24 protein-coding genes are annotated in these 22410 nt (G+C 67.6%); 19 read left to right on the forward strand and 5 right to left on the reverse strand.

The window, feature by feature from the left end:
• Positions 1-310 precede the first annotated feature (310 nt).
• Entirely contained in the window at positions 311-442 is a 132-nt protein-coding gene (locus tag VNS22_RS24920; RefSeq protein WP_414653432.1) for a transposase, read from the forward strand.
• Between the two features lie 444 nt (positions 443-886).
• Here VNS22_RS24920 and VNS22_RS24925 read toward each other — a convergent pair whose 3' ends face one another.
• Positions 887-1117 (reverse strand): DUF6898 family protein, encoded by a 231-nt coding sequence (locus tag VNS22_RS24925; RefSeq protein ID WP_325737341.1) that lies wholly within the window; start codon positions 1115-1117, stop codon positions 887-889.
• A 249-nt stretch (positions 1118-1366) separates the two neighbouring features.
• Here VNS22_RS24925 and VNS22_RS24930 point away from each other — a divergent pair, with 249 nt between their 5' ends.
• From VNS22_RS24930 to VNS22_RS24970, 9 genes are all read left to right on the forward strand, one after another.
• Positions 1367-2284, forward strand: coding sequence for an ABC transporter permease subunit (locus VNS22_RS24930; protein ID WP_325737343.1), 918 nt, complete (start codon positions 1367-1369; stop codon positions 2282-2284).
• 4 nt (positions 2285-2288) lie between these two features.
• Positions 2289-3761 carry a high-affinity branched-chain amino acid ABC transporter permease LivM gene (livM, locus tag VNS22_RS24935; protein ID WP_325737345.1) on the forward strand — a complete coding sequence of 491 codons (1473 nt, stop codon included), beginning with the start codon at positions 2289-2291 and terminating at the stop codon, positions 3759-3761.
• Positions 3758-4606, forward strand: coding sequence for an ABC transporter ATP-binding protein (locus tag VNS22_RS24940; protein WP_325737347.1), 849 nt, complete (start codon positions 3758-3760; stop codon positions 4604-4606). Before livM ends, VNS22_RS24940 begins: the two co-directional genes overlap by 4 nt.
• Positions 4606-5313 (forward strand): ABC transporter ATP-binding protein, encoded by a 708-nt coding sequence (locus VNS22_RS24945; RefSeq protein ID WP_325737349.1) that lies wholly within the window; start codon positions 4606-4608, stop codon positions 5311-5313. Before VNS22_RS24940 ends, VNS22_RS24945 begins: the two co-directional genes overlap by 1 nt.
• Before the next feature lie 14 nt (positions 5314-5327).
• Complete coding sequence (locus VNS22_RS24950) at positions 5328-5678, forward strand: DUF6867 family protein (RefSeq protein WP_325737351.1); 351 nt, start codon at positions 5328-5330, stop codon at positions 5676-5678.
• A 126-nt stretch (positions 5679-5804) separates the two neighbouring features.
• Positions 5805-6923, forward strand: a complete 1119-nt coding sequence (locus VNS22_RS24955; protein ID WP_325737353.1) for a branched-chain amino acid ABC transporter substrate-binding protein — start codon at positions 5805-5807, stop codon at positions 6921-6923.
• Positions 6924-7053: 130 nt separating this feature from the next.
• Positions 7054-8229 carry a M20 aminoacylase family protein gene (locus VNS22_RS24960; protein WP_325737355.1) on the forward strand — a complete coding sequence of 392 codons (1176 nt, stop codon included), beginning with the start codon at positions 7054-7056 and terminating at the stop codon, positions 8227-8229.
• 121 nt (positions 8230-8350) lie between these two features.
• A complete protein-coding gene (locus VNS22_RS24965) occupies positions 8351-8893 on the forward strand; it encodes a hypothetical protein (RefSeq protein ID WP_325737356.1) in 543 nt (180 codons plus the stop codon).
• Positions 8894-8896: 3 nt separating this feature from the next.
• On the forward strand, positions 8897-10003 hold the full coding sequence (locus tag VNS22_RS24970) for an FAD-dependent oxidoreductase (protein ID WP_325737358.1): 1107 nt from the start codon (positions 8897-8899) through the stop codon (positions 10001-10003).
• 29 nt (positions 10004-10032) lie between these two features.
• Here the strand turns inward: VNS22_RS24970 and VNS22_RS24975 are convergent, their stop codons facing one another.
• From VNS22_RS24975 to VNS22_RS24990, 4 genes are all read right to left on the reverse strand, one after another.
• Positions 10033-10527 carry a DUF2165 domain-containing protein gene (locus tag VNS22_RS24975; RefSeq protein ID WP_325737360.1) on the reverse strand — a complete coding sequence of 165 codons (495 nt, stop codon included), beginning with the start codon at positions 10525-10527 and terminating at the stop codon, positions 10033-10035.
• Positions 10528-10587: 60 nt separating this feature from the next.
• Complete coding sequence (locus VNS22_RS24980) at positions 10588-11169, reverse strand: cell cycle transcriptional regulator TrcR (RefSeq protein ID WP_322100085.1); 582 nt, start codon at positions 11167-11169, stop codon at positions 10588-10590.
• 136 nt (positions 11170-11305) lie between these two features.
• The gene (locus VNS22_RS24985) at positions 11306-12397 is read right to left on the reverse strand and encodes a glucose 1-dehydrogenase (protein WP_325737363.1); all 1092 of its coding nucleotides are present in this window, start codon (positions 12395-12397) and stop codon (positions 11306-11308) included.
• Positions 12394-12837, reverse strand: coding sequence for a ribonuclease domain-containing protein (locus tag VNS22_RS24990; protein ID WP_325737365.1), 444 nt, complete (start codon positions 12835-12837; stop codon positions 12394-12396). Before VNS22_RS24990 ends, VNS22_RS24985 begins: the two co-directional genes overlap by 4 nt.
• A gap of 201 nt (positions 12838-13038) precedes the next feature.
• Between VNS22_RS24990 and VNS22_RS24995 the strand changes: the two genes are divergently transcribed.
• The 9 genes from VNS22_RS24995 to VNS22_RS25035 all read left to right on the forward strand — a co-directional run.
• Complete coding sequence (locus VNS22_RS24995; protein ID WP_325737367.1) at positions 13039-13338, forward strand: helix-turn-helix domain-containing protein; 300 nt, start codon at positions 13039-13041, stop codon at positions 13336-13338.
• A 399-nt stretch (positions 13339-13737) separates the two neighbouring features.
• On the forward strand, positions 13738-14733 hold the full coding sequence (locus tag VNS22_RS25000) for an NAD-dependent epimerase/dehydratase family protein (protein ID WP_325737369.1): 996 nt from the start codon (positions 13738-13740) through the stop codon (positions 14731-14733).
• Between the two features lie 59 nt (positions 14734-14792).
• A complete protein-coding gene (locus VNS22_RS25005) occupies positions 14793-15611 on the forward strand; it encodes a polysaccharide deacetylase family protein (RefSeq protein WP_325737371.1) in 819 nt (272 codons plus the stop codon).
• Positions 15612-15761: 150 nt separating this feature from the next.
• Positions 15762-16547: a glycoside hydrolase family 16 protein gene (locus VNS22_RS25010; protein WP_325737373.1), complete on the forward strand. Its 786-nt coding sequence runs from the start codon at positions 15762-15764 to the stop codon at positions 16545-16547.
• Positions 16548-16550: 3 nt separating this feature from the next.
• Positions 16551-17951, forward strand: a complete 1401-nt coding sequence (locus VNS22_RS25015) for a hypothetical protein (RefSeq protein ID WP_325737375.1) — start codon at positions 16551-16553, stop codon at positions 17949-17951.
• A complete protein-coding gene (locus VNS22_RS25020; protein WP_325737377.1) occupies positions 17948-19834 on the forward strand; it encodes a hypothetical protein in 1887 nt (628 codons plus the stop codon). Before VNS22_RS25015 ends, VNS22_RS25020 begins: the two co-directional genes overlap by 4 nt.
• On the forward strand, positions 19831-20187 hold the full coding sequence (locus VNS22_RS25025) for a hypothetical protein (protein ID WP_325737379.1): 357 nt from the start codon (positions 19831-19833) through the stop codon (positions 20185-20187). The genes VNS22_RS25020 and VNS22_RS25025 overlap by 4 nt, the downstream gene beginning before the upstream one ends.
• Positions 20188-20696: 509 nt before the next feature.
• Entirely contained in the window at positions 20697-21509 is an 813-nt protein-coding gene (locus VNS22_RS25030; RefSeq protein WP_325737381.1) for a glycosyltransferase family 2 protein, read from the forward strand.
• On the forward strand, positions 21506-22410 hold a 905-nt coding region (locus VNS22_RS25035), incomplete at its 3' end, for a glycosyltransferase family 2 protein (protein ID WP_325737383.1). The genes VNS22_RS25030 and VNS22_RS25035, both read left to right, overlap by 4 nt.

The following is a 22410-nucleotide window of genomic DNA, read 5'->3' on the forward strand; positions in this document are numbered from 1 at the left end:
CGGCCGGCCGCTGCCTTCCAACAGCGCCACCGCCTCTCGCTTGAACTCCGGCGTGAACTCCCGTCGCGTCTTCGCCATCAGATCACCTTCCTCGCCCTCAAGGAGCGTAGCAGAGGTGTCCGCCAAATCGGGGGAAGATCAAAGGAACGCAGCTGGCGCATGGAGGTCCCCTTCCACCGTCAGCGTCAGGCATGGCGCTATGGACTGGCGGAGCGGCCGCCAAGCTTCCACGTCCTGCCGCGCCGCCTCCGCGGTCTGCTGACCGCGGTCCCTTCGGGAAGCGGATCATCCGTCTGCTGACGGATGATGGATCGTTGAGCGGACCTTCGCTTGGCTCTCCCGTTCCCGTCGCCTTGCCCGGGACGATGAGCGGCTGCCTGAAACCGGCGTGGCGATGATCCATGCGGCCATGAGCCGGATCATGCTGCGGCGCATCGCGTGACCAGTCAGCCACTTTGCCGACAGTCAGTCAGAGCGCAAGGATAGGGTCGATCAGGCATGGCACTCTCCAGCCACGACATGCCTGATTAACCTACGAACTGGCCAACCCAGCGACTTTGCCGACAGTCAGTCAGGCCGGTGGGCCTTTTGAAGCCGTTCCAGCGGCTTCGGACCGGTGGGACGAAGAAAAGGTAAGCGGAACCGGAGGGCATTGCCGGCCGGCGGTCGCGCAAGCCACGTCATACGCCCGCACCGTTCTCCTTCTGCACTGGTGACGGCACCGGGCGCGGCGGAGCGGGCGCGGCAGTGGTCGGCGCCGGGAACGGGTGGTCAGGGGCTGGTGGCCAGCCTGCCATCGGCTCGACCTCCGCCCAGGGCAGCCGGTCACGCCAGGCGCGGCATCGGCCGGGCGATGGCGCAGCACCCGGCCAGCGGTCGGCAGGCATCAGTGCTGGCCCGGCCGTCGGCGGCCGGCGGCGCGGTCCAGCGCCCAGGCCAACTTGCGCAGCGCCAGACGCTCCAGCGCCGCATGGTCGCCGCTGGCACGGCCCTGGATCACCACTTCGGTGCCGGTGTCGGGATCGATGGCGGCCACGCGCAGGAGCCTGCCGATCCGCCGGTACTCCAGGATTGGCGGTTCACCGGCCGCGACGAAGTCGAGATCATTGCGTTCCATGGCACCTCCATGGGAAGGCAATCTAGCCGCACCGGGTTAACGAAGCATTGTCGCGCACGGCCGTGCTCTTACCCGTTGCGCCGGCACCGTGAATCGTATCGAGACACTTGAGGGGCCGCCGGGCTTCGTGTACCGGCTGTCAGATATCGAGGGGTGCGGCGCGAAACCAACGAGGCTCGACCGGATCGCGGCGCGTGCTCGTCCGCTGCCCGGGGGGGACGCGCACCTGCCGCGGGAGCCTCATCCGGAATGGAATACTTTCTTCAGCAACTGGTGAATGGCGTCACGCTGGGCGCTGTCTATGGTCTGATCGCAATCGGCTATTCGATGGTCTACGGGATCATCGGCATGATCAACTTCGCCCATGGCGACATCTTCATGATCGGTGCCTTCCACGCACTGATCGTGTTCCTGATCCTGGGCGCGGTCGGCATCTCCTGGCTGCCGCTGGCCCTGCTGATCGTGCTGATCGTGGGCATCCTCCTGACCTCGCTCTACGGCTGGTCGGTGGAGCGGATCGCGTACCGGCCACTCAGATCCTCGCCGCGCCTGGCCCCGCTGATCTCGGCGATCGGCGCCTCGATCTTCCTGCAGAACTACGTGCAGCTGGCCCAGGGTGCCCGGCCCAAGCCCCTCCAGCAGATGGTCTCGGGCGGCATCACCCTGGTCCAGAGCGATGCCGGCTTCGCCGCCCGGGTCAGCTACATCCAGATCGTGATCGTGCTGCTGACGCTGGTCCTGATGGCGGTGTTCACCTGGCTGATCAAGGGCACCGCGCTCGGCCGCGCCCAGCGCGCCTGCGAGCAGGACCGCAAGATGGCAGCACTCCTGGGCGTCGACGTCGACAAGACCATCTCGCTCACCTTCGTGATCGGCGCCTCGCTGGCCGCGGTGGCCGGGCTGATGTTCACGCTCTACTATGGCGTGATCGACTTCTTCATCGGCTTCGTGGCCGGCATCAAGGCGTTCACCGCGGCGGTGCTGGGCGGGATCGGTTCCCTGCCGGGTGCCATGCTGGGTGGCCTCCTGATCGGGCTCATCGAGGCGTTCTGGTCAGGCTATTTCTCCGTCGAGTACAAGGACGTGGCCTCGTTCGGGGTCCTGGTCCTGGTGCTCATCTTCCGCCCCACCGGCCTCCTGGGCCGTCCCGAGATCGAGAAGGTCTGAGGCGATGACGGGTCTTCTCGCCGGATTGGACGGAAGCAGGCTGCTGCGCCACGTCCTGGGTGCCGTGCTCATCACCTTCCTGATGACCAGCCTGATCGTAGGGCTGGAACTGGTGGCGACCCAGACCGGGCTGTCGCTCCGCCCGCGCTACCACATCGTCCTGTATTGCGTGGTGGTGGTAGCCCTGGGCTCCGCCGCAGTGTTTGCGCTGGCCGAGCGGAGCTGGCGCCTGCCCATGCTGGTGGGCGTGGTGCTGGCAGCACTCCTCCTGGTGCCGCTGCTCACCGGCAACCTCGATTCGAACCTGGCCTTCCTCCTGCCGTTCCCGGTGGCGCCGCTGAACTGGCTGGCCCTGCTCCTGCCGGCCTTCATCCTGATGCGCGCCGGCCAGCTCGCCTATGTCTCGGCGCGCCCACCGGCCGCTGCCACCAGGCGGCGCGAGATGACCCGGACCGGCAAGCTGATCTCGCTGGGCCTGGGCCTGGTGCTGATCCTGGTGGCCTTCGCCTTCCCGGTCTCCCCCTGGGGCTCCCGGCAGCTGGTCGACATCCTGACGATCGTGCTGATCTACATCATGCTGGGCTGGGGGCTGAACATCGTGGTGGGCCTGGCCGGCCTGCTCGACCTGGGCTACGTCGCCTTCTATGCGGTCGGCGCCTATTCCTACGCCCTGCTCTCCGAGTATTTCGGCTGGAGCTTCTGGGTCTGCCTGCCGCTGGCGGGCCTGTTCGCCGCCAGCTTCGGCATCGTGCTGGGCTTCCCGGTGCTCCGCCTGCGCGGCGACTATCTGGCAATCGTGACGCTCGGCTTCGGCGAGATCATCCGGGTCGTGCTGATCAACTGGTACGAGTTCACCGGCGGGCCGGACGGGATCGGCGGCATCCCGCGCCCGTCCTTCTTCGGCCTGCCGTTCCAGGCCAACCCGCCGAAGGACGGCGGCGAGACCTTTGCCAGCTTCTTCGGCCTGAGCTTCGATCCCTACCACCGGATCGCCTTCCTCTACTACGTGATCCTGGTGCTGGCGTTGTTCACCAACTGGTTCACCATCCGCATCCGCAAGCTGCCGATCGGGCGGGCCTGGGAGGCCCTGCGCGAGGACGAGATCGCCTGCCGGGCGCTCGGGCTGAACCCGACCAACGTGAAGCTCGCGGCGTTCGGCATCGGGGCGATGTTCGCGGGCTTCGCCGGCAGCTTCTTCGCTGCACGCCAGGGCTTCATCAGCCCGGAAAGCTTCGTGTTCATCGAGAGTGCGGTGATCCTGGCGATCGTGGTGCTGGGGGGGCTCGGCAGCCAGCTGGGCATCGTGTTCTCCGCCGCGATCCTGATCGGGCTGCCCGAGTTCTTCCGCGAGCTGGAAGACTACCGGATGCTCGCCTTCGGCCTCGTCATGGTGCTGATCATGATCTGGAAGCCCACCGGCCTCGTCTCGCATCGCGATCCGACCATCCGGCTTCATCCGCGGGGAGATGGCCGATGACGCCGCTGCTCACCGTCGAGCACCTGACCATGCGCTTTGGTGGTCTGGTCGCGGTGGACGACGTGTCGTTCACCGCCGAGCAGTCGCAGATCACCTCGATCATCGGCCCGAACGGGGCCGGCAAGACCACCATGTTCAACTGCCTGACCGGCTTCTATCAGCCGACCACGGGCCAGCTCACCCTGTCGGGCGAGCGCGGCGACTTCCTGCTGGAGCGGCTGGACGGGCACCGGATCGTGCGCGACGCCGGCGTAGCCCGGACCTTCCAGAACATTCGCCTGTTCACCGGCATGTCGGTGCTGGAGAACTTGATGGTCGCCCAGCACACCGAGCAGATGCGGGCCTCGGGGTGGAGCATCAAGGGCCTGCTGGGCCTGCCGTCCTACCGGCGGGCCGAGGAGGAGGCGGTCCACCTGGCGCGGTCCTGGCTGGACCGGATCAACCTGACCGACAAGGCGGACTGGCCAGCAGGGGCCCTTGCCTATGGCGACCAGCGCCGGCTCGAGATCGCCCGGGCGATGTGCACCAAGCCGGTGCTACTTTGCCTGGACGAGCCGGCCGCCGGCCTGAACCACACCGAATCCCACGAGCTGAACGATCTCCTGCGCTGGATCAAGGAGATCCAGGGCATCGGCATCCTCCTGATCGAGCACGACATGAGCGTGGTGATGGGGATCTCGGACAAGATCGTGGTGCTGGACTACGGCAAGAAGATTGCCGAGGGCACGCCGGCCGAGATCCGCGACGACCCCAGGGTGATCAAGGCCTATCTGGGCGAGCCCGAGGAGGAGGACCTGCCGGACATCGTCGCCGAGGACCTCGACATGGACCCGGGAGCGCGCTGATGCTGGTGATCGAGGGCATCCACGCCTTCTACGGGCGGATCGAGGCGCTGAAAGGCGTGTCGCTGGAAGTGAAGCAGGGCGAGATCGTCACCCTGATCGGCGCCAACGGTGCGGGCAAGTCGACCCTGCTCATGACCATCTGCGGCCAGCCGCGCGGCCAGGGCGGGCGGATCATGCTGGAGGGGACCGACATCACGCAGATGTCGACCCACCAGATCATGCGTCGCGGCATCGCCCAGTCGCCGGAAGGGCGGCGGGTGTTCCCGCGCATGACCGTCTACGAGAACCTGCAGATGGGGGCGATCAACGTCGACCCCAGCCATTTCGATGGCGATCTCAAGCGCTGCTTCGAGCTGTTCCCGATCCTGGAGCGCCGGCGAGGCCAGCGGGCCGGCACACTGTCCGGCGGCGAGCAGCAGATGCTGGCGATCGCTCGGGCGATGATGGCCAGGCCCAGGCTCCTGCTGTTGGACGAGCCGTCGCTGGGTCTTGCACCCTTGATCGTCCGGCAGATCTTCTCGGTCATCAAGGAACTGAACCAGCAAGGCGTCACCGTGCTCCTGGTCGAGCAGAACGCCTTCCACGCACTGAAGCTGGCGCACCGGGCCTATGTGCTGGTCAACGGCCAGATCACCATGACCGGCACCGGCCGCCAGCTCCTGGCCGACCCGGAAGTGCGGCGGGCCTATCTCGAAGGCGGGCACTGAAGGGAGATCGCGCTATGCTCGAAGCGGTGACCGGCCAGACGCTCGGCGTGTTCATCGGGCTCACCCTGATCCTGTCGGGGTCGGCAGCCATGGCGATGGGCCGCGCCATCGCCCGGACTTGGCGGCCGATCTGGCAGATCGTGCCCTATGGCCTGCTCCTGGGCGCCGCGGACCGGTTCATGTCCTACGCCCTGTTCCAGGAGCCGCTCCTGCACCTGTCCGGGTTCCTGGTCTGCTCGGCGATCCTGATCGGGCTGGCCTTGTTGGCGCACCGGATCGCGCGGACCAACAAGCTGCTCTCCCAGTACCCGTGGTTGTACGAGCGGGCAGGGCCGTTCGCTGTCCGGGAGCGTTCCGGCGGCTGATGAAGGTCGCGCTTGCGGGACGATTAAGCGGCGTTAAAGTTGCGGAAGTTCGGCGCGTCCGACCCTGGGCCAGGGCAGCGTGCCGTGAAGGGGATCGGTGGGGTTTTTCGACAGCGGGAGCGGAACATGCAGATTTTCAGGTGGATGACCGGTGCGACCTTCGTCGCAGCACTGCTCGGCAGCACGGCGATGGCGCAGGCCGAGATCGTGATCGCTTCCGCAGGCCCCATGACCGGCGCCTATGCCGCGTTCGGCGAGCAGTTGCGCCGCGGTGCGGAACAGGCGGTCAAGGACATCAATGCGGCCGGCGGGGTGAACGGCGAGCAGCTCAGGCTGGCGATTGGCGACGATGCCTGCGATCCCAAGCAGGCGGTGGCGGTCGCCAACGACTTGGCCGACCAGGGTGCGGTGTTCGTGGCCGGCCATTTCTGCTCCGGATCCTCGATCCCGGCCGGCGACGTCTATGCCGAGCAGGGCATCCTGCAGATCTCGCCCGCCTCGACCAACCCGGCCTATACCGAGGGCCCGTTCGAGAACGGCATCACCACCGTGTTCCGGACCTGCGGCCGTGACGACCAGCAGGGCGACTTTGCGGGCAAGTGGCTGGCCGAGAACTACAAGGGCAAGAACGTCGCGGTGATCCACGACAAGTCGACCTACGGCAAGGGCCTGGCCGACCTGACCAAGCAGTTCATGAACGAGGGCGGGCTCCAGGAGGTCGCCTACGAGGCGATCAGCGCCGGCGACAAGGACTTCACCGCGCTGATCACCAAGCTGAAGTCGCTCAACGTCGATGCGATCTATTTCGGCGGCTACCACACCGAGGCGGCGCTGATCGCGCGCCAGGCGGCGGAGCAGGGCCTCAACGCCCCGCTGCTCTCGGGTGATGCGCTCAACACGATCGAGTATGCCCAGCTGGCCGGCCCGGCCTCGGACGGTACCCGGTTCACCAACGGCGCCGAGGCGCGCAACCTGCCGACCGCGCAGAAGGTGGTCGAGGAGTTCAAGGCCAGCGGCTATGATCCGGAAGGCTACACGCTCTCGACCTATGCCGCGGTGCAGGTCTGGGCGGCGGCCGCCAGCGAGGCCGGCACCACCGATGCGGCGAAGGTCGCCGAGACGATGCGCTCCAAGCGCTGGGACACGGTGATCGGCAACATCGGCTTCGACGAGAAGGGTGATCTCACCGAGAACACCTATGTCTGGTTCGAGTACAAGGACGGCAACTACGCCCAGGTCCAGTAGAATAGGGCAGCGTCGCGGCCAGGGACATCCTTGGGTGCTGCACTGGCCGTTATCCGGCTGCTAGAAGGGAAGGGAGCCCGGTCTCGGGCTCCCTTTCACTTTTTGAACCAGCCCCCGAGCGGAGTGATCGATGCGGATACCTGCGGCAATAGAGGCCCTCGTGCCGGAAGTGACGGCCTGGCGGCAGCATCTGCATGCGCATCCGGAGCTGGGCTACGAGGAGCATGCGACCCAGGCCTTCCTAGCGGACAAGCTCAAGGAGTTCGGCGCCGACGAGGTGGTGACCGGCATGGGCGGCACCGGGGTGGTCGCTCTGATTCGGGGCAGGCGGCCGGGCAACCGGGCGATCGGCCTGCGCGCGGACATCGACGCCCTGCCGATCGAGGAGCTGACCGGCAAACCCTATGCCTCGACCAATCCCGGGCGGATGCATGCCTGCGGCCATGACGGCCACACCGCCATGCTGCTGGGTGCGGCCAAGCACCTGGCGGTGTCGCGCGACTTCGCCGGCTCGGTGGTGGTGATCTTCCAGCCGGCCGAGGAGGGCGGTGCCGGGGCCAAGCGGATGCTGGAGGACGGCCTGTTCCAGCGCTTCCCGGTCGAGGTGGTGTACGGGCTGCACAACTGGCCGCAGATGCCGCTCGGCACCTTCGCCATGCACCAGGGTCCGGCCATGGCCGGCACCGACGAGATCCGCATCGAGCTCGCCGGCAAGGGCTGCCATGCCGCGATGCCCAACACCGGGATCGATCCGATCGTGGCGGCCGCCCAGCTCGTCTCGGCCCTGCAGAACATCATCAGCCGCGAGACCGATCCGATGGACCGCGCGGTCCTGTCGATCACCGCGATCAATGCCGGCACCGCCTTCAACGTCGTGCCGGACACGGCGACGCTGAAGGGCACGGTGCGCACCTTCCGCGCCGACACGCGCGAGCGGATCATCGGCCGCATCCGCCAGATGGTGGAAGCGTTCGGCCAGGCGTTCGGCGTGCGCGCCGAGCTGCACCACCGCCCGGGCTACCCGCCGACCATCAACCACCCCGAGCAGCGCGACTTCGGCGCTGAGGTCGCCGCCGAGGTGGTCGGCACGGAAAACGTCGTGCGCGATCCCCTGCCGTCGATGGGCGGCGAGGACTTCTCCTTCATGCTGGAGCAGGTCCCGGGCGCCTATATCTGGATGGGCATCGGCGGCTTCGAGGAGGGGCGGGTGCTGCACAATGCCCGCTACGACTTCAACGACGCGGCCCTGCCGATCGGCATGGCCTGGTGGACCGGGCTGGTCGACCGGCACCTGGCGGCCGGCTGAGCCGAGGGGACGTGGACGTGCGCCGGGCATCCCCTGGCGCATCTCGCGGTGGAGAAGCCCACTTCCGGGATGGTTAGGAAGTCCTTAAGCTCTGCTTCGTGACAGTCATGAGGCAGGCTGGATGCAGCGCGAACGTTACCCGGGAGAGCAGCGCGGCCTGACCCTGTTCCTCGGCGAGCTGCAGCCCGTCGTGGAACTGATGCTGGGTGAGGACCATCTGCTGTGGCACGCGATCCGCCGTGCCCTGCAGAAGGGCACGCTGGAGGCACTCCGCCACGCCAGGCAGGTGTTCAACCACCAGCCGCGCGAGATCAAGCAGTTGCTGTCGCTGGGCATGGTCGAGGACGGCCCGTCCAACGGGCCCAGCCGTGACGACCTGCTCGACAGCTATGCCGCACGCGAGCCGGAGGAGTTCGTCAGCTTCGACCTCGCCTCCACCGCGGATGGCGACGAGCCGATGGTCCGGCTGCGCCACGAGCTGGTGGACATCCCGGCGGTCCGGGTGATGGTCCGGCCCGGCACGCTCCCGAGCAGTGCCGCTGCCAAGCTGCGTGCCATTGCGGATCTGATCGAGCGCGACCGCCGCCTCCTGTCCCAGCGCTTCTGGGCGGACCGGCAGCTCCATGTCGAGCCGGCCGATCCCGGCAGCGCCGAACGCCGCTGATCCGTGCTGCGGGTCGAGGTCGCGATCGTCGGCGCCGGGATCGCCGGCGCCAGCGGTGCGGCCCGGATCGCGCCGCACCGCTCCGTCTGCCTGCTGGAGCGCGAGGCACAGCCCGGCACCCATGCATCCGGGCGCTCCGCCACCATGTTCGCCACCGCCTACGGCAACCGGCTGGTGCGCCGTCTGGCGCTGGCCAGCAACGCCTTCCTGGCCAACTCACGCCATCCGGGCGGCTCCCTCTTGCACCCGCGCGGCATGCTGCATGTCGCCTCGCCCGGCCAGGAGGCGTTGCTCGCGAACTTTGCCGCCGAGACCGGCCTGCCGCCGCTGGCGGCGGACGACGTGCTGGCCCTGGTGCCGATTCTCCGGCCTCAGGCGGTAATCGGCGGTGTGCTCGACCATGCCGCCGCGGCGATCGACGACCATCGCTTCCTCCAGCTCTGTCTGCGCAGCCTGAAGGAATCGGGCGGCACGCTTTGGTGCAATGCGGAGGTGATTGGCATCGAGCCGGTTGGCGACGGCTACCGGCTCGCCACTGCCGCTGGCCCGGTCGAGGCGGGTCTCGTGGTGAACGCCGCCGGTGCCTGGGCCGACGAGCTGGCGAAACGGGCGGGGGTGCCGCCGCTGGGGCTCAAGGCACTGCGCCGCACTGCGGTGACTGTGGACCCGCCGCCGGGATGGGACCTGTCCGGCTGGCCCATGGCGATCGACATCGCCGAGACGTGGTACTTCAAGCCCGAGGGCGGCCGCCTGCTCTTGTCGCCGGCCGACGCGACCGAGGTACCGCCGCACGACGTCCAGGCCGAGGAATGGGACGTGGCAGTGGCGGCCGACCGCTATGCCCGCCTGACCGGCCATGAGCCACGGCGCATCCACCATCGCTGGGCAGGATTGCGCAGCTTCGTGCCCGACCACTCGCCGGTGGTTGGCTGCCTGCCCGGGCACGACCGCTTCCTCTGGCTGGCCGGGCAGGGCGGCGCCGGCTTCATGACCGCACCGGCCTTGGCCGAGATCGCGTGCGCACTGATCACCGACCGGGAACTGCCGGACGAACTGCGCGCCATGCTGGCGGAGCTGTCGCCGGCGCGGACTGCTGCCGTCGCTTCATGAAATGATGGAGCAGGGGCGGCAGACGGCTGTCAGCTTTCCGGGCCGGTCAGGTGCAAGAGCGTCAGGCCGATCAGGAGCACGAAGATCGCTGCCTTGCCCTGGCCGTTCCAGGTCTGGGACTGCCACATGGCAAACCACTCGCCGCCAATCACGATGAAGCCCAGCCCGTAGAGCAGGAGGCCCAGGGTGAGGCCGGCAATCGCGCAGCTGCGCGCGGCCAGGTGGGTCGGCCGGTCGGCGCGCAGGGTGCGCCCGAGCCGGACCACGCCGATCCACAGGAGAATGGCCGTCGCCACCTGGCAGAGGATGATCAGGCCGAACGCCAGCCGCTGCAGCCAGGGATCGGTGATCGCCCGCCACATCAGGCGGGAATCGCCGAACGTCGTGTCCATGGCCAGGACGTGCTGGACGAACGGCCAGTTGCCGCCGGGGTCGGTGAGGTTGCCGAGCGCCACGAGTGTGAAGAACAGGGCGACGGTGACGACGCCGGCCAGCCGCGACAGGCGCAGGACGAGCACGTCCATGGCCGGTCTAGCGGCGGCCGGGGCAGGAGATGCAGGCGGGCACGGCCCGTGCCGCCGGCATCACTCGAAGATCGGCGCCTGCATCTCCTCGCCGTCCTCGGGCGGCAGCGGTTCGGTGCGCACCGCCTTGGGGTTGGCGACCCGGGCGCGTGCCACCGCGTCATCCAGCTCCAACTGCGAGCACAGGCCCAGCAGGACCGGGTCGCGCGGGCGGATGTCCTGGCTCTTCCAGTGGGTACGGTCGCGCACCTGCTGGATCGTGTTCTTGGTGGTGCCCAGCAGCTTGCAGATCTGCTGCTCGGACAGTTCCGGGTGGTTGCGCAGGAGCCAGGCGATGCCGTCGGGCCGGTCCTGCCGCTTGGAGAGCGGCGTGTAGCGCGGCTCCTTCTTCTTCGGCACCAGCTTGGTGTCGGCGATCGAGCGCTGCAGGCGCAGCCGCGCGTTCGGGTCCTTCGAGACGCGGTCGATCTCCTGGCGCGTCAGCATGCCGGCACCGATCGGGTCCAGCCCGCGTACCCCGGCATTCACCTCACCGTCCGCGATCCCCTTGATCTCGAGCGTGTGCAGGCCGGTGAACTCGGCGATCTGCTCGAAGGTCAAACCGGTGTTCTCCACGAGCCATACGGCCGTGGCTTTCGGCATCAGCGGGCGATCCATCGATCCACCTTCTTCCTCGAAACGACGACGCGGCGCCCCCTTGCCGGAGGTGCGCCGCGTCACACGGGCACAATTCCAGGCGCTGTATTGACGGAACGCCGGGCACGGTTCAAGCGGCGTCTCAGTCGGGCACCGGAACCGTATAGTTGAGACCCAGCCGGCCGCCGTCAATGTAGACGGTCTGCCCGGTGACATAGGCGGCATCATCCGAGGCCAGGAACAGGACGACGCGGGCCACCTCGTCCGGCTCGCCGCAGCGGCCGAGCGGGGTACGCGCCAGCACCTTGGCCCGCGCCGCCTGGTCGACCATGATCGTCTTGAGCATGTCGGTCATGATCGAGCCGGGGCCCACTCCGTTCACCCGGATGCCCTTGTCGGCCAGCGCCAGGGCGGTGACGTTGGTGAGCTGGTTCAGCCCGCCCTTGCTGACATTGTAGGGGGTCTGGTTCGGGATCGCGAGAACCGCGTTGACCGAGGACATGTTGACGATCGCACCGGCCTTGCCCTCTGCCACCATGACCCGGGCCACCGCCTGGCTGCACAGGAAGGCGCCCTTGAGGTTGACCCGCAGCACGGTGTCGAAGTCGGCCTCGTCCAGGTCCAGGAAGTCGCCGGCCCGGATGATCCCGGCATTGTTGACCAGCACGTCGATGCCGCCGCCGAACTTCCTGGCAGCCTCGACCATGGCCACGACCGCCGCCTTGTCGCCGACATCGGTCGCATGGAACAGGGCCCGGGTACCCCGGTCGCGCAGCTCCGAGGCGAGGCGCTCGCCCTGGCCCGCATCGACATCGGCGATCACGACCCGGGCACCCTCGGCGGCGAACGCCTCGATGCAGGCGCGCCCGATCCCCTGCGCGGCACCGGTCACGATCACAGTCTTATCGGTAAAGCGCATCCTCGTCCCATCCTCGGCAAACGGCGCGCCGGCCGCTTCGATCACGATCCGAACGTCGTTCCGCTCGGCGGCCACGTCCTGCAGCACGCCCAGCACTGCGTCCAGCCCGCTGCCGCCGCCGTGGCGCCAGACGATCTCGAACGGGCCCGGCGCGTCGGTGCGCAGCACGTCGAATAGGGCGTCCAGGTTGCGCACGGCACCGGCCGGCAGGTCCGCGAGTGCGGCCAGCCGGTCGAACGCCGCTTGGCGGCCGGACAGGTCCCGACCGACCAGGATCCGGCGCACCACCGGCCTTTCCCGGCCACCTGCGGTCATTCCGGCACCTCGTGGAAGCTGTCGTAGTGGTCGATGGTGACGAAGATCAGGCCGTCATTGGAGAAGACCAGCCGCTTGGCGCCGCGCCGGCCGCAGGCGAAGTCGAGGTCGGCCTCGCGCCAGCGCCGGCCCTTGCGGTCCGGCAGACGACCCTCGCGATTGCCGAACCGGTCGCCGCCGATCGCATGGTCGTCGGCGACATCGCACAAATCGCGGCCGGGCCGCCAGCCCAGCCGCTCGGCCTCGCGCTTGGTGATCCAGCGCTCGGGCAGTTCCCCGTCCTCACGGATGGCGGAGATGGCCGCCACGAAGCCATCCAGGTCACGCAGGCCCAGTGCCCGGCCGAACGCGCGCAGATCGGTCGCGTCGCCCAGCACCAATACCGGCAGCAGGGCCAGGAGCAGGACCAGAGCCAGGAATGGGGGAAGGATGCGTCGCATCACCGTCCACCAGAGGGAGCCTGCGCCCGTGAACCAGGCCGGACGCAACCCGATAAAGAACGCCGCGTCATCGGCCGGACGTTACCGTCGGGAGATGACGCGGCGTCAAGATGGTACGTGCGACAAGCTTCATTTGGGAGGCCCAGACGCCGCTGACAACCATCAAAAACCATTTTGAACCGAGGAAAACGGTGACAAAGCGTGACATACCGACATCAGAACGTAACCACCCGCCCATGCGGCGCCGAGAACGGTTGCGCGGCAGGCCGGCGCGGGATTAACGCCGATGGAAACCGTGAATTCCTCGAGGTCCGCGCCATGCTCATCCAGCCGCTGCTGACGGTGCGCGAAGTGGCTGAGATCCTGAAGCTCAAGGAAAGCACGATCCGGCAGATGATCAGTGCCGGCAAGCTGCGCGCCATCAAGTTCGGGCGGGAATGGCGCGTGACGCAGCACGACCTCGCCGCCTGCCTCGACGCCCACGCCACCAAGCTGGCCTGACCCGCCCGCGCCGCGGCCCCGGGCAAGACGGCTGAGCCGATCCCCGCGCCGCCCGTCTGGGCGTGCGCCTGATGCCGTGCACCCGGTGCCGATCGACCTGACGCTAGGTTCGGCCTGACCGCGTCCGCGCGTGTCATGTCCTGTCCGGCTGGCCCTCCCGGAAATATCACCCCTCAGTACGACAAGCAAATATCCTTACCGTTTGGTAACCTCTAGGCAGAACATGGTAACGCTGGTATTAACGTCGCATGACGAGGCAATGCTTGTCTCCGGTATATGCCCATATGTGGCGATAAATACCGAGTGTAAATTATAAAGCGTATCCGATTTATGACGGTTATCGTCCAATAATTTGTAATTCATCGATTGGTATCTTCAATATTATGCGCGGAGATACTCATGGCGCATTTTCTGGTTACCGGCGGGTGCGGATTTATCGGCTCCCATCTCGTCGAGGCGCTGCTCCGTGACGGCGCCGAGGTCACCGTCCTGGACGATCTCAGCACCGGCAAGGCGGAGCAGTGCCATCCGGACGCCAAGCTGATGGTTGGCAGCGTGACCGAGCCCGGCCTAGTGCGTGCGCTGATCGGCTCGGTGGACGGCTGCTTCCACCTCGCCGCGATCGCTTCCGTACCGCGCTGCAACCGCGAGATGGTGGCGGCGCACCAGGTCAATGTCGGCGGGCTGATCAACCTGTTTCAGGCTGCACGCCTGACCGGCCGCGCCACCCCATTCGTGTACGCCTCCTCGGCGGCCATCTACGGGGACGTGCCGGGCATCGCGGCGGAGGACGTCCGGCCGGCACCTCTGTCCCATTACGGCTGCGACAAGCTCGCCTGCGAGCAGCACGGTGTCGCCGCCCTGCTGAGCTGCGGAATCCCCAGCATCGGCCTGCGCTTCTTCAACGTGTACGGGCCGCGCCAGGATCCGGCCTCGCCCTATTCCGGCGTGATTTCCGTGTTCGCCGCAGCGGCGAATCAGGCCCGGCCGATCCGGATCAACGGTGACGGCTGGCAGAGCCGCGACTTCGTGTTCGTTACCGACGTGGTGCGGGCCCAGCTCCTGGCGATGGCCCGGCTCCGGCAGGACCAGGCGGACGGCCGGGCGGCCGCGCGGGTCGTCAACGTCTGCACCGGCACGCCCACCACCATTCTGGACCTGGCCAGGACCGTGTTTGGCACGCTGGGACTGCAGCCGGCGATCACGTTCGGGCCGCCGCGCGAGGGCGACATCCGCACCTCGCTCGGTGCGACGGCCAGGGCGGCGGCGGAACTGGGCTTCCGGGCGCGCGTGCCGCTCGCCGAAGGCATCGCCCTGACCCTGGCGGCGCTGGAGGAGCCGGCCGCACCGGTGCATCTGACCGGCCGGCTCGTGCAGGAGGTCGTGTCGCAATGAACCCGCAGCCACAGTGCGGCCAAGTCGCACGACTCCGGTCGATCACCGACGAGGGTAGGATGATGCGCCCAATTCCGATCCTGATGTACCACGGCATCGACACCCAGGCGACGCCGGCCTTTCGGCGCTGGGTAGTCTCGCCCACGCTGTTCGACGAGCACATGGGTTGGCTCGCCCAGCATGGCTACCGCGTCCTCACCGTGGCGGGGCTGGAGGCGGCGATGCGCGAGGGGCGCCCGCTTCCCGAGCGGACCGTGGTGATCACCTTCGACGACGGGTTCCGCGACTTCCTGAATGCAGTGCCGATCCTGGAGCGCTACGGATTCCCGGCCACCCTCTATGTGACCACCGGCTATGTCGGCGGCACCAGTAGCTGGCTGCGCGGCCTTGGCGAGGGCGGGCGACCGATGCTGAGCTGGGACGAGGTGCGGGCGGTCGCCGCGGCTGGAATCGAATGTGGCGGCCACACCCAGAGCCATCCGCAGCTCGACATCATCCCGGCGGCGCGGGCCTTCCAGGAGATCCAGGGCAGCAAGCACGAGCTGGAGGACCAGCTCGGCGCCCAGGTGGTGAGCTTCGCCTATCCGTTCGGCTACAGCAGTGCCACGACCCGGCGGCTGGTGGAGCAGGCCGGCTACCGTATCGCCTGCCGCGTCCGCAATGCCCTCAGTTCGCGGGACGAGCACCGCTTCGCCCTGTCGCGCATCACGATCACGCCCGCGACGCGGCCGGACGACCTCGGCCCATTGCTGTCGGGGGAAAGGCTGGAGGTGGCGCCGCCGCTGGAATCGCTGTTCCGGCAGGGCTGGCGTGCGGCGCGCTGGGTAACCCAGTTCACCGGCGGCTACGCGATGCTGGTGTCGGCCGTACCCGTGTAGCACCCGGCCTGGCCGCCCTCGCGGCCACGCTCAACGATGATCCAGGATGATTGGGACCTGTAGATGCGCTTGAGCAATGTCCAAAGTGTCGGGTGGTCGAGCCGTACGGCTCGGCTCCTGGGCGCGCTGCTGCTGCTGGCTGTAGCCGGAATGACCGACAAGCCGGCGATCGCCGACCACCGGCCCTATGGCCGGGAAGGCGAGTGGCGGCGGATCTTCGCCGACAGGTTCGCCGGTACGACCCTGGACCGGACCAAGTGGACGACCTGCTACTGGTGGGACGAGGGCGGGTGCACCAATCTCGGCAACAGTGAACTGCAGTGGTACCTGCCCGGCAACGTCACGGTGACGGAAGGCCATGTCCGGCTGCGCGCGCAGCGCCAGCGGGTCGTCGGGATCAACGACACGGTATTCCCCTACACCTCGGGCATGATCACGACCGGTCCGGCCCGCTATCGGGCGCCGGAAGGTGCCAAGTTCGACTTCCGGTACGGCTATGCCGAGATGCGGGCATGGGTGCCCCGGGGCAAGGGGCTGTGGCCGGCATTCTGGCTGCTGCCCTCCAGCTACAATTCCACGCCGGAGATCGACGTCATGGAAGTGCTGGGCCAGGCACCGCACGTCCTGCAGATGCATTTCCACTATCGTGACATGGATCGCATGCTGCACTCGGTCGGCAATGGCGCTACGGTCGGCGATCTGTCGACCGGCTGGCACATCTTCGGAGTCGACTGGCAGCCTAACCGGATCATCTGGTACCTGGATGGCCAGGAGCGCTGGCGCTACGAGAACGAGGCGGCGATCCCCCGCGAGCCCATGTACCTCCTGGTCAACTTGGCGGTCGGCGGTGACTGGCCAGGCGCACCGAATAGCGCAACACAGTTCCCAGCCGATTTCCTGATCGACTATGTCCGCGTCTGGCAGCGGGCGGACTGACCAATGGCACCCCCCGTCGCGTCCGCGACTGCTGGCCTGTCGGGTGTAGCCACCCGCGCCAGGGCCATCCTGCGCAGCCCGCTGATCCTCAATGGCTACTCGCTGGTGGTGAGCGCCGGAATGAGTTCCGCGCTGGGGCTGGTCTGGTGGATGCTGGCAGCCCAGATCCACGATGCCGAGGAGATCGGCCTCAACGCGGCGCTGATCTCGACCATGATGGCGCTGGGCAGCATCGCCCAACTAAATCTTGGCAGCATCCTGACCCGCTACCTGCCGACTGCCGGCAGCAACGCGCGCCGCTGGATCCTGGTCAGCTACGCGATCGGCTGCGCCGTCGCGATCGTGTGCTGTACGGTGTTCCTCCTGGGCGTGCCGGTCTTCGCACCGAGCCTGGGCTTTCTTTGGGCGGACCTCTGGACCGCTGCCTGGTTCGTCCTGGCAACCGTGATCTGGACGGTGTTCGCGCTCCAGGACTTGGTGCTGGCCGGGCTGCGCAAGGCGATCTGGCTGCCGATCGAGAACACGTTGTTCGCGCTGGCCAAGATCGGGCTTCTGCTGGTCCTGGCCGCAAGCAGCCTGCGCGGGCTCGGGCCGTTCATGGCCTGGACGCTGTCCGCGGCCGCGGCGGTGGTGCCAGTCAACCTGCTCCTGTTCGGCCGGATCCTGCCCGAACACGACCGCGCGCCCGCCGCCGGCCAGGGATCGGCGCAGCCAGGCTCGGTGCTGCGCTATTTCTGGGGTGACTCGGCCGGGATGCTGTTCTTCACGATCGCCATCGGCCTGCCCCCGATGCTGATCCTGGAGACGGCGGGACCCGAGCACAACGCCGTCTACTACCTCGCCTGGACGATCACCTACTCACTCTACATGGTGAGCAAGTCGATGGGCATCTCGCTGGTCGCCGAGGGGGCGGTCGACAGCAGGCGGCTGCCGAAGCTGGCGGCGGATACCTTCCTGCACACCATGTTGATGCTGCTGGTGGCGGTGACGGTCATCCTGTTGGGCGCGCCGCTGATCCTGGGCCTGTTCGGGGCCGACTATGCCCTGGAAGGGGCAAACCTCCTCCGCCTCCTCGCCCTCTCGGCGCTGCCCTTCGGCGTCACCTCCGTGTTCCTGGGCGTGGCTCGGGTCGAGGGCCGGGTGACGGCGGTCGCCGTGATCCAGGCGGTGATGGTGCTGCTGGTGCTGGGCATGGGCATCCCGCTCCTGCACCTGTACGGCATCGTCGGCATGGGGCTGGCCTGGCTGGCCGGTCAGAGCCTGATCGCTGCCGCTCTGGTGCTGGCGGCGTTGCGCCGAGCAGGTTGGAACATCCACCGCGCCGGCCTGTCCTGGGCCGCGCTGCTGGGCAGCCTGCTGGTGCCCGGGCACACGGCCGGCGTTACCCAGGAGATGATCCCATGATGCAGCGGTCCCACCCGATCCCCAGCCCCTCCTGGGCGGATGGCAATCTGCACCGGCCACTCACCGGCATCGGCTATTTCAACGAGCGGCCGGCTCCGGTCCGCGCAGCCGGGAGCACAATCTTCCTGGCGCTGCTGCCTCTGATGGCCGCTTTCTGGCTGTGGAGCACCCGTGTCGGGCGGATCGACCTGCACGAACTGGGTGAGCTCGGGCTGGCGAGCGGGCTGCCGGGCGCGGTCTGGCTGGCGATCCTGTGCCTGGCCATCGGCTTCTTCACCGCGCTCGGCCGCCAGGATCTCCCCGGCTGGCTGGCTTCGCTCTATCTCGTGGCCCTGGTCGTGGTGCTCCACGCCACGCCGGTGTTCGCCTACGGCACGCTGCGCTACCAGTGGGCCTGGAAGCATCTCGGCATCATCGACTTCATCCAGCGCCACGGCGGGATCGACCGCAGCGAACCGGTGCTGGGCGCCTACCACAACTGGCCGGGCTTCTTCGGTGCCATGACCCTGATCGGCGAGCTGGCCGGGATCCGCAGCTTCGAGGCGGTCGCCCGCTGGACGCCACTGGTGCTCAACCTGCTCTATGTGGCGATCCTGCCGGCGATCTACGCACAGCTCACCCGCGACCGGCGGGTGGTCCTGGCCGCCACCTGGTTCTTCGTTGCCGCGGACTGGATCGGCCAGGACTATTTTGCGCCGCAGGGGCTGGCCTTCTTCTTCTATCTCGTGCTGTTGGCGCTCTGCCTGCGCTGCCTGGCCTTCGCCCCGCCCGGCTCGGTAGCGCCGCGCCGGCATCTGCTGGGTGCCTGGGACCGTGTGGCCCGCTGGCTGGGCGACGATGCCCCGGCGGCAAGGGAGGAGGTACGGCCTGCCGCCGCCGTGGCGGCCGCGGTCGTGATCCTGGCGATCATCGCGAGCCACCAGCTGACACCCTTGGTGGTCATCGCCACCATGACCGGCTTGGCGGCGCTACGGCGGCTGAGCCTGTCGCTGGCGCTGTTCGCCGGGACTGCCTTCACCTTCTGGCTGGTCTGGCCGGCTGCCCCGTTCGTGGCCCAGCATGTCACGGAGGAGCTGGAGGGCTTCGGAGCCACCGTCGCGCACCTGCAGGTGGTGGGTGTCGATCGGGCGCTGATCAGCAAGGCGCAGATGGTGAACACGCTGTTCTGCCGCCTGCTGACCTTGGCCGTGGTGCTGGCGGCGGTGGTGGGCATCGCCCGCCGCCTGATCGCCGGCTATCGCGACGGTATCGCCCTGGCACTGATCGCCCTGCCGCTGCTCCTGGTGGTCGGCACCTCCTATGGTGGTGAGATCATCTTCCGCAGCTACATGTTCGCACTGCCGGGCCTGGCTTTCTTCGCCGCGGCCCTGTTCTTCCCGACGGGTGACCGCGGCCGCTCCCTGGCGACCCTGCTGACGGGCGGACTGTTCGCCGCCGCGCTCGCGGGCCTGTTCCTGCTGGCCCATGGCGGCAAGGACCGGTTCTACGCCTTCACCCAGGAAGAGATCGACGCGGCGCGCTGGGTGGCCGAGCGTGCACCCGAGGGGACCCTGCTGGTGGAAGGGGCCCGGGTCTATCCGTCCCAGTTCCGCCACTACGAGCACTTCGTCTACGTGCCGCTCGCAGAAGAGCCGGCCGAGGTCAAAGAGGCGCTGTACGCCGACGCGGCCGGCCTGCTGTCCGGCTGGCTGTCTGACCAGAGCTACCCTGCCGCCTTCGTGATCATCACCCGCAGCCAGAAGGCCTTCATCGACGAGCTGGGCGCGATGCCGCCCGGGTCGCTGGACGCGGTGGAGCAGTCCTTGCGCGGCTCGCAGCAGTTCGAGCTGGTCTACGGTAACCGTGACGCGGCGGTGTTCGTCCGCCGGGGAGGCGCGCCATGATGCGTGTAAACAACCTGTTGCCGGCCATCGTGCTGGCCACCTTCCTACTCGCGGCCGGGGGCATCCTGGTCGAGCCGGCCGAGCCGCTGCGCCCGGTCCTGACCCTGCCCTTCCTCCTGGCCGGACCCGGCCTGGCCTGGGCCAGCCGGCTGGGCGACTGGCATCCGGTGCCGCTTGCCGCGATCGCCATCGCGCTCAGCCTAGCACTGGCGATCCTGGTGGCTGCCCTGCTTCTTCTCCTGGACCTGTGGTCGCCGCGCGCGGGCTTCATGCTGCTGGGCCTGTGCGCCCTGGCTCCCTACCTGCTGCCCTGGCCGAAGCCAGCGCTCGTGAGGGAGGTGGCGGAGGTCTGAACGGCCCGAGGCCGTACGTCGGATGTCGCCAGCCTGCGACCGCCTTTGATCTTGTGATCAGTTGCCGGCACATTTGAGATTGGCTGGCAATGTCCAAAAAATACTATGTCAAATTTGATTGAATCTTCGTTGCTCCCGAAGCCCATCGGGTAGAGCGGCTCAGTAAAATATAACAAATGCGGAAATATCTATAGAAAGCTGAGCTGTAGATTGATCATATCTTACATCTGCTAGAATGATGGGCTCGTTCTTCGGGGATCATGTGCGTACCGCGTGCATGCTTTTGTCCGATCGTCGCATGACGGTTATTGTTAACCTGGAAGAGTATTGGTAGAAAGGATTTGGAAAGTCAGATTGCTGGCTGACCTCCAGTAGTACGACGATTGGCCGTCGTGCGCTGGTCATCGGCGTCAGTCTTGGGTCGGGATCGGCAGCATTTCTGCCGGGTGCTGGCTGTCGCCCATAATTCCTCCGAGCTGTTGGCACGGAGTAAATGCGGGACAAAGATTATGTTCGAACGTTCAACAATAGATGTGCCGATTGAAGAGCAGAACTTCCATTTTGATGAGTATAGGCCTGCGAGCCGGATCGGCGGCATCACTCCGTCGGTCTCGGTTGTCATCCCGGCGCTGAACGAAGCCAAGAACCTGCCGAGCGTGCTGCCGCGCATTCCGGGCTGGGTCATGGAGGTGCTGTTGGTGGACGGCCGCTCGGTCGATGGCACGCCAGAGGTCGCCCGGCAGCTCCTGCCCGACATCAGGATCGTGACCCAGAAGCGGCGCGGCAAGGGAGCCGCGCTACAGGCGGGCTTCGAGGAGGCCAGAGGCGACATCATCGTGATGCTGGATGCCGACGGCTCGATGGATGCCGCCGAGATCCCGCTGTTCGTCGGCGCGCTGCTCAGCGGCGCCGAATTCGTGAAGGGCTCGAGGTTCGTCCAGGGCGGCGGCACCGCTGACATGGAGTGGTACCGGCGGCTCGGCAATGCCGGGCTGAAGAACCTGGTCCGGGCCTATTTCGGCGGCCGGTTCAGCGACCTGTGCTACGGCTACATCGCGTTCTGGCGGCGGCTCCTGCCGACCCTGGACATTCGGACCGACGGGTTCGAGGTCGAGACCATGATGAACGTGCGGGCGCTCAAGTCCGGGCTGCGCATCGCCGAGGTGCCGAGCTTCGAGGCCCGCCGTCTGCATGGCCAGAGCAACCTGCGCACCATCCCTGATGGCTGGCGGGTGCTGCAGACCATCGTACGGGAAGGGCCGCGGCCTTGGTCGTTCGACCGGCGCCGCTACAAGACCGCAGCGCGTGTGGGCCAGTCATGACCGCCGCCTCTGGCACCGGGGCCGACATCAGCGTCGTGATCTGTGTCTATACCGAGGAACGCTGGGCGGCGATCGCCGCAGCGATCCGCTCGGTACAGGCCCAGACCCGGCCGGCTCGGGAGATCATCCTGGTGGTCGACCACAACCAGCGTCTGCTGGAGCGGTTGCGGCAGACCTATCCGGCGCTGAAGGTGATCCCCAACATCCATGCCCGCGGCCTGTCCGGCGGCAAGAATACCGGGATCGGCGAGGCCAGCGGCGAATTCGTGGCCTTTCTCGACGATGATGCGGCCGCGGTTCCGGAATGGCTGGACCAGTTCCACAAGGGCTTCCAGCGCGCCGGCGTGATGGCGGTCGGTGGCCGGGTCGATCCCGACTGGGCCGGCGGCGTGCGGCCCACCTGGTTCCCCGAGGAGTTCGACTGGGTGGTGGGCTGCTCTTATCGCGGCCTGCCCGAACAGTCCGGCTTCGTGCGTAACCTGTTCGGCGGCAACATGGCAGTACGGCGTCAGGTGTTCGGCGAGGTCGGCGGCTTTCGCAGCGATCTCGGCCGGCTCGGCGGCAATGGCGGCGGCTGCGAGGAAGTCGAGTTCTGCATCCGTGCCGCGCATGGCCGGCCAGACAGCATGTTCTACCTGCCAGAGGCCCGGATCCTCCACCAAGTGCCGGCCCAACGCATGCGGATCGGCTATTTCGGCCGGCGCTGCTATGGCGAGGGGGGCAGCAAGGCCAGGCTCAGCCTGATGCCGCGCAGCTCGGGCATGCTCGCGACCGAGCGCCGCTATGTCCTGCGCACCCTTCCTGCCGGCGTGCTCCGCGGCTTGGCCGACCCGTTCCGGAGCGGCCGGCTGGACGGCTGGGCACGGGCGGCGATGATCGGGTTCGGCCTGGCGCTCACGAC

It is taken from the genome of Geminicoccus sp. (assembly GCF_035556675.1).
GTDB lineage: Bacteria > Pseudomonadota > Alphaproteobacteria > Geminicoccales > Geminicoccaceae > Geminicoccus.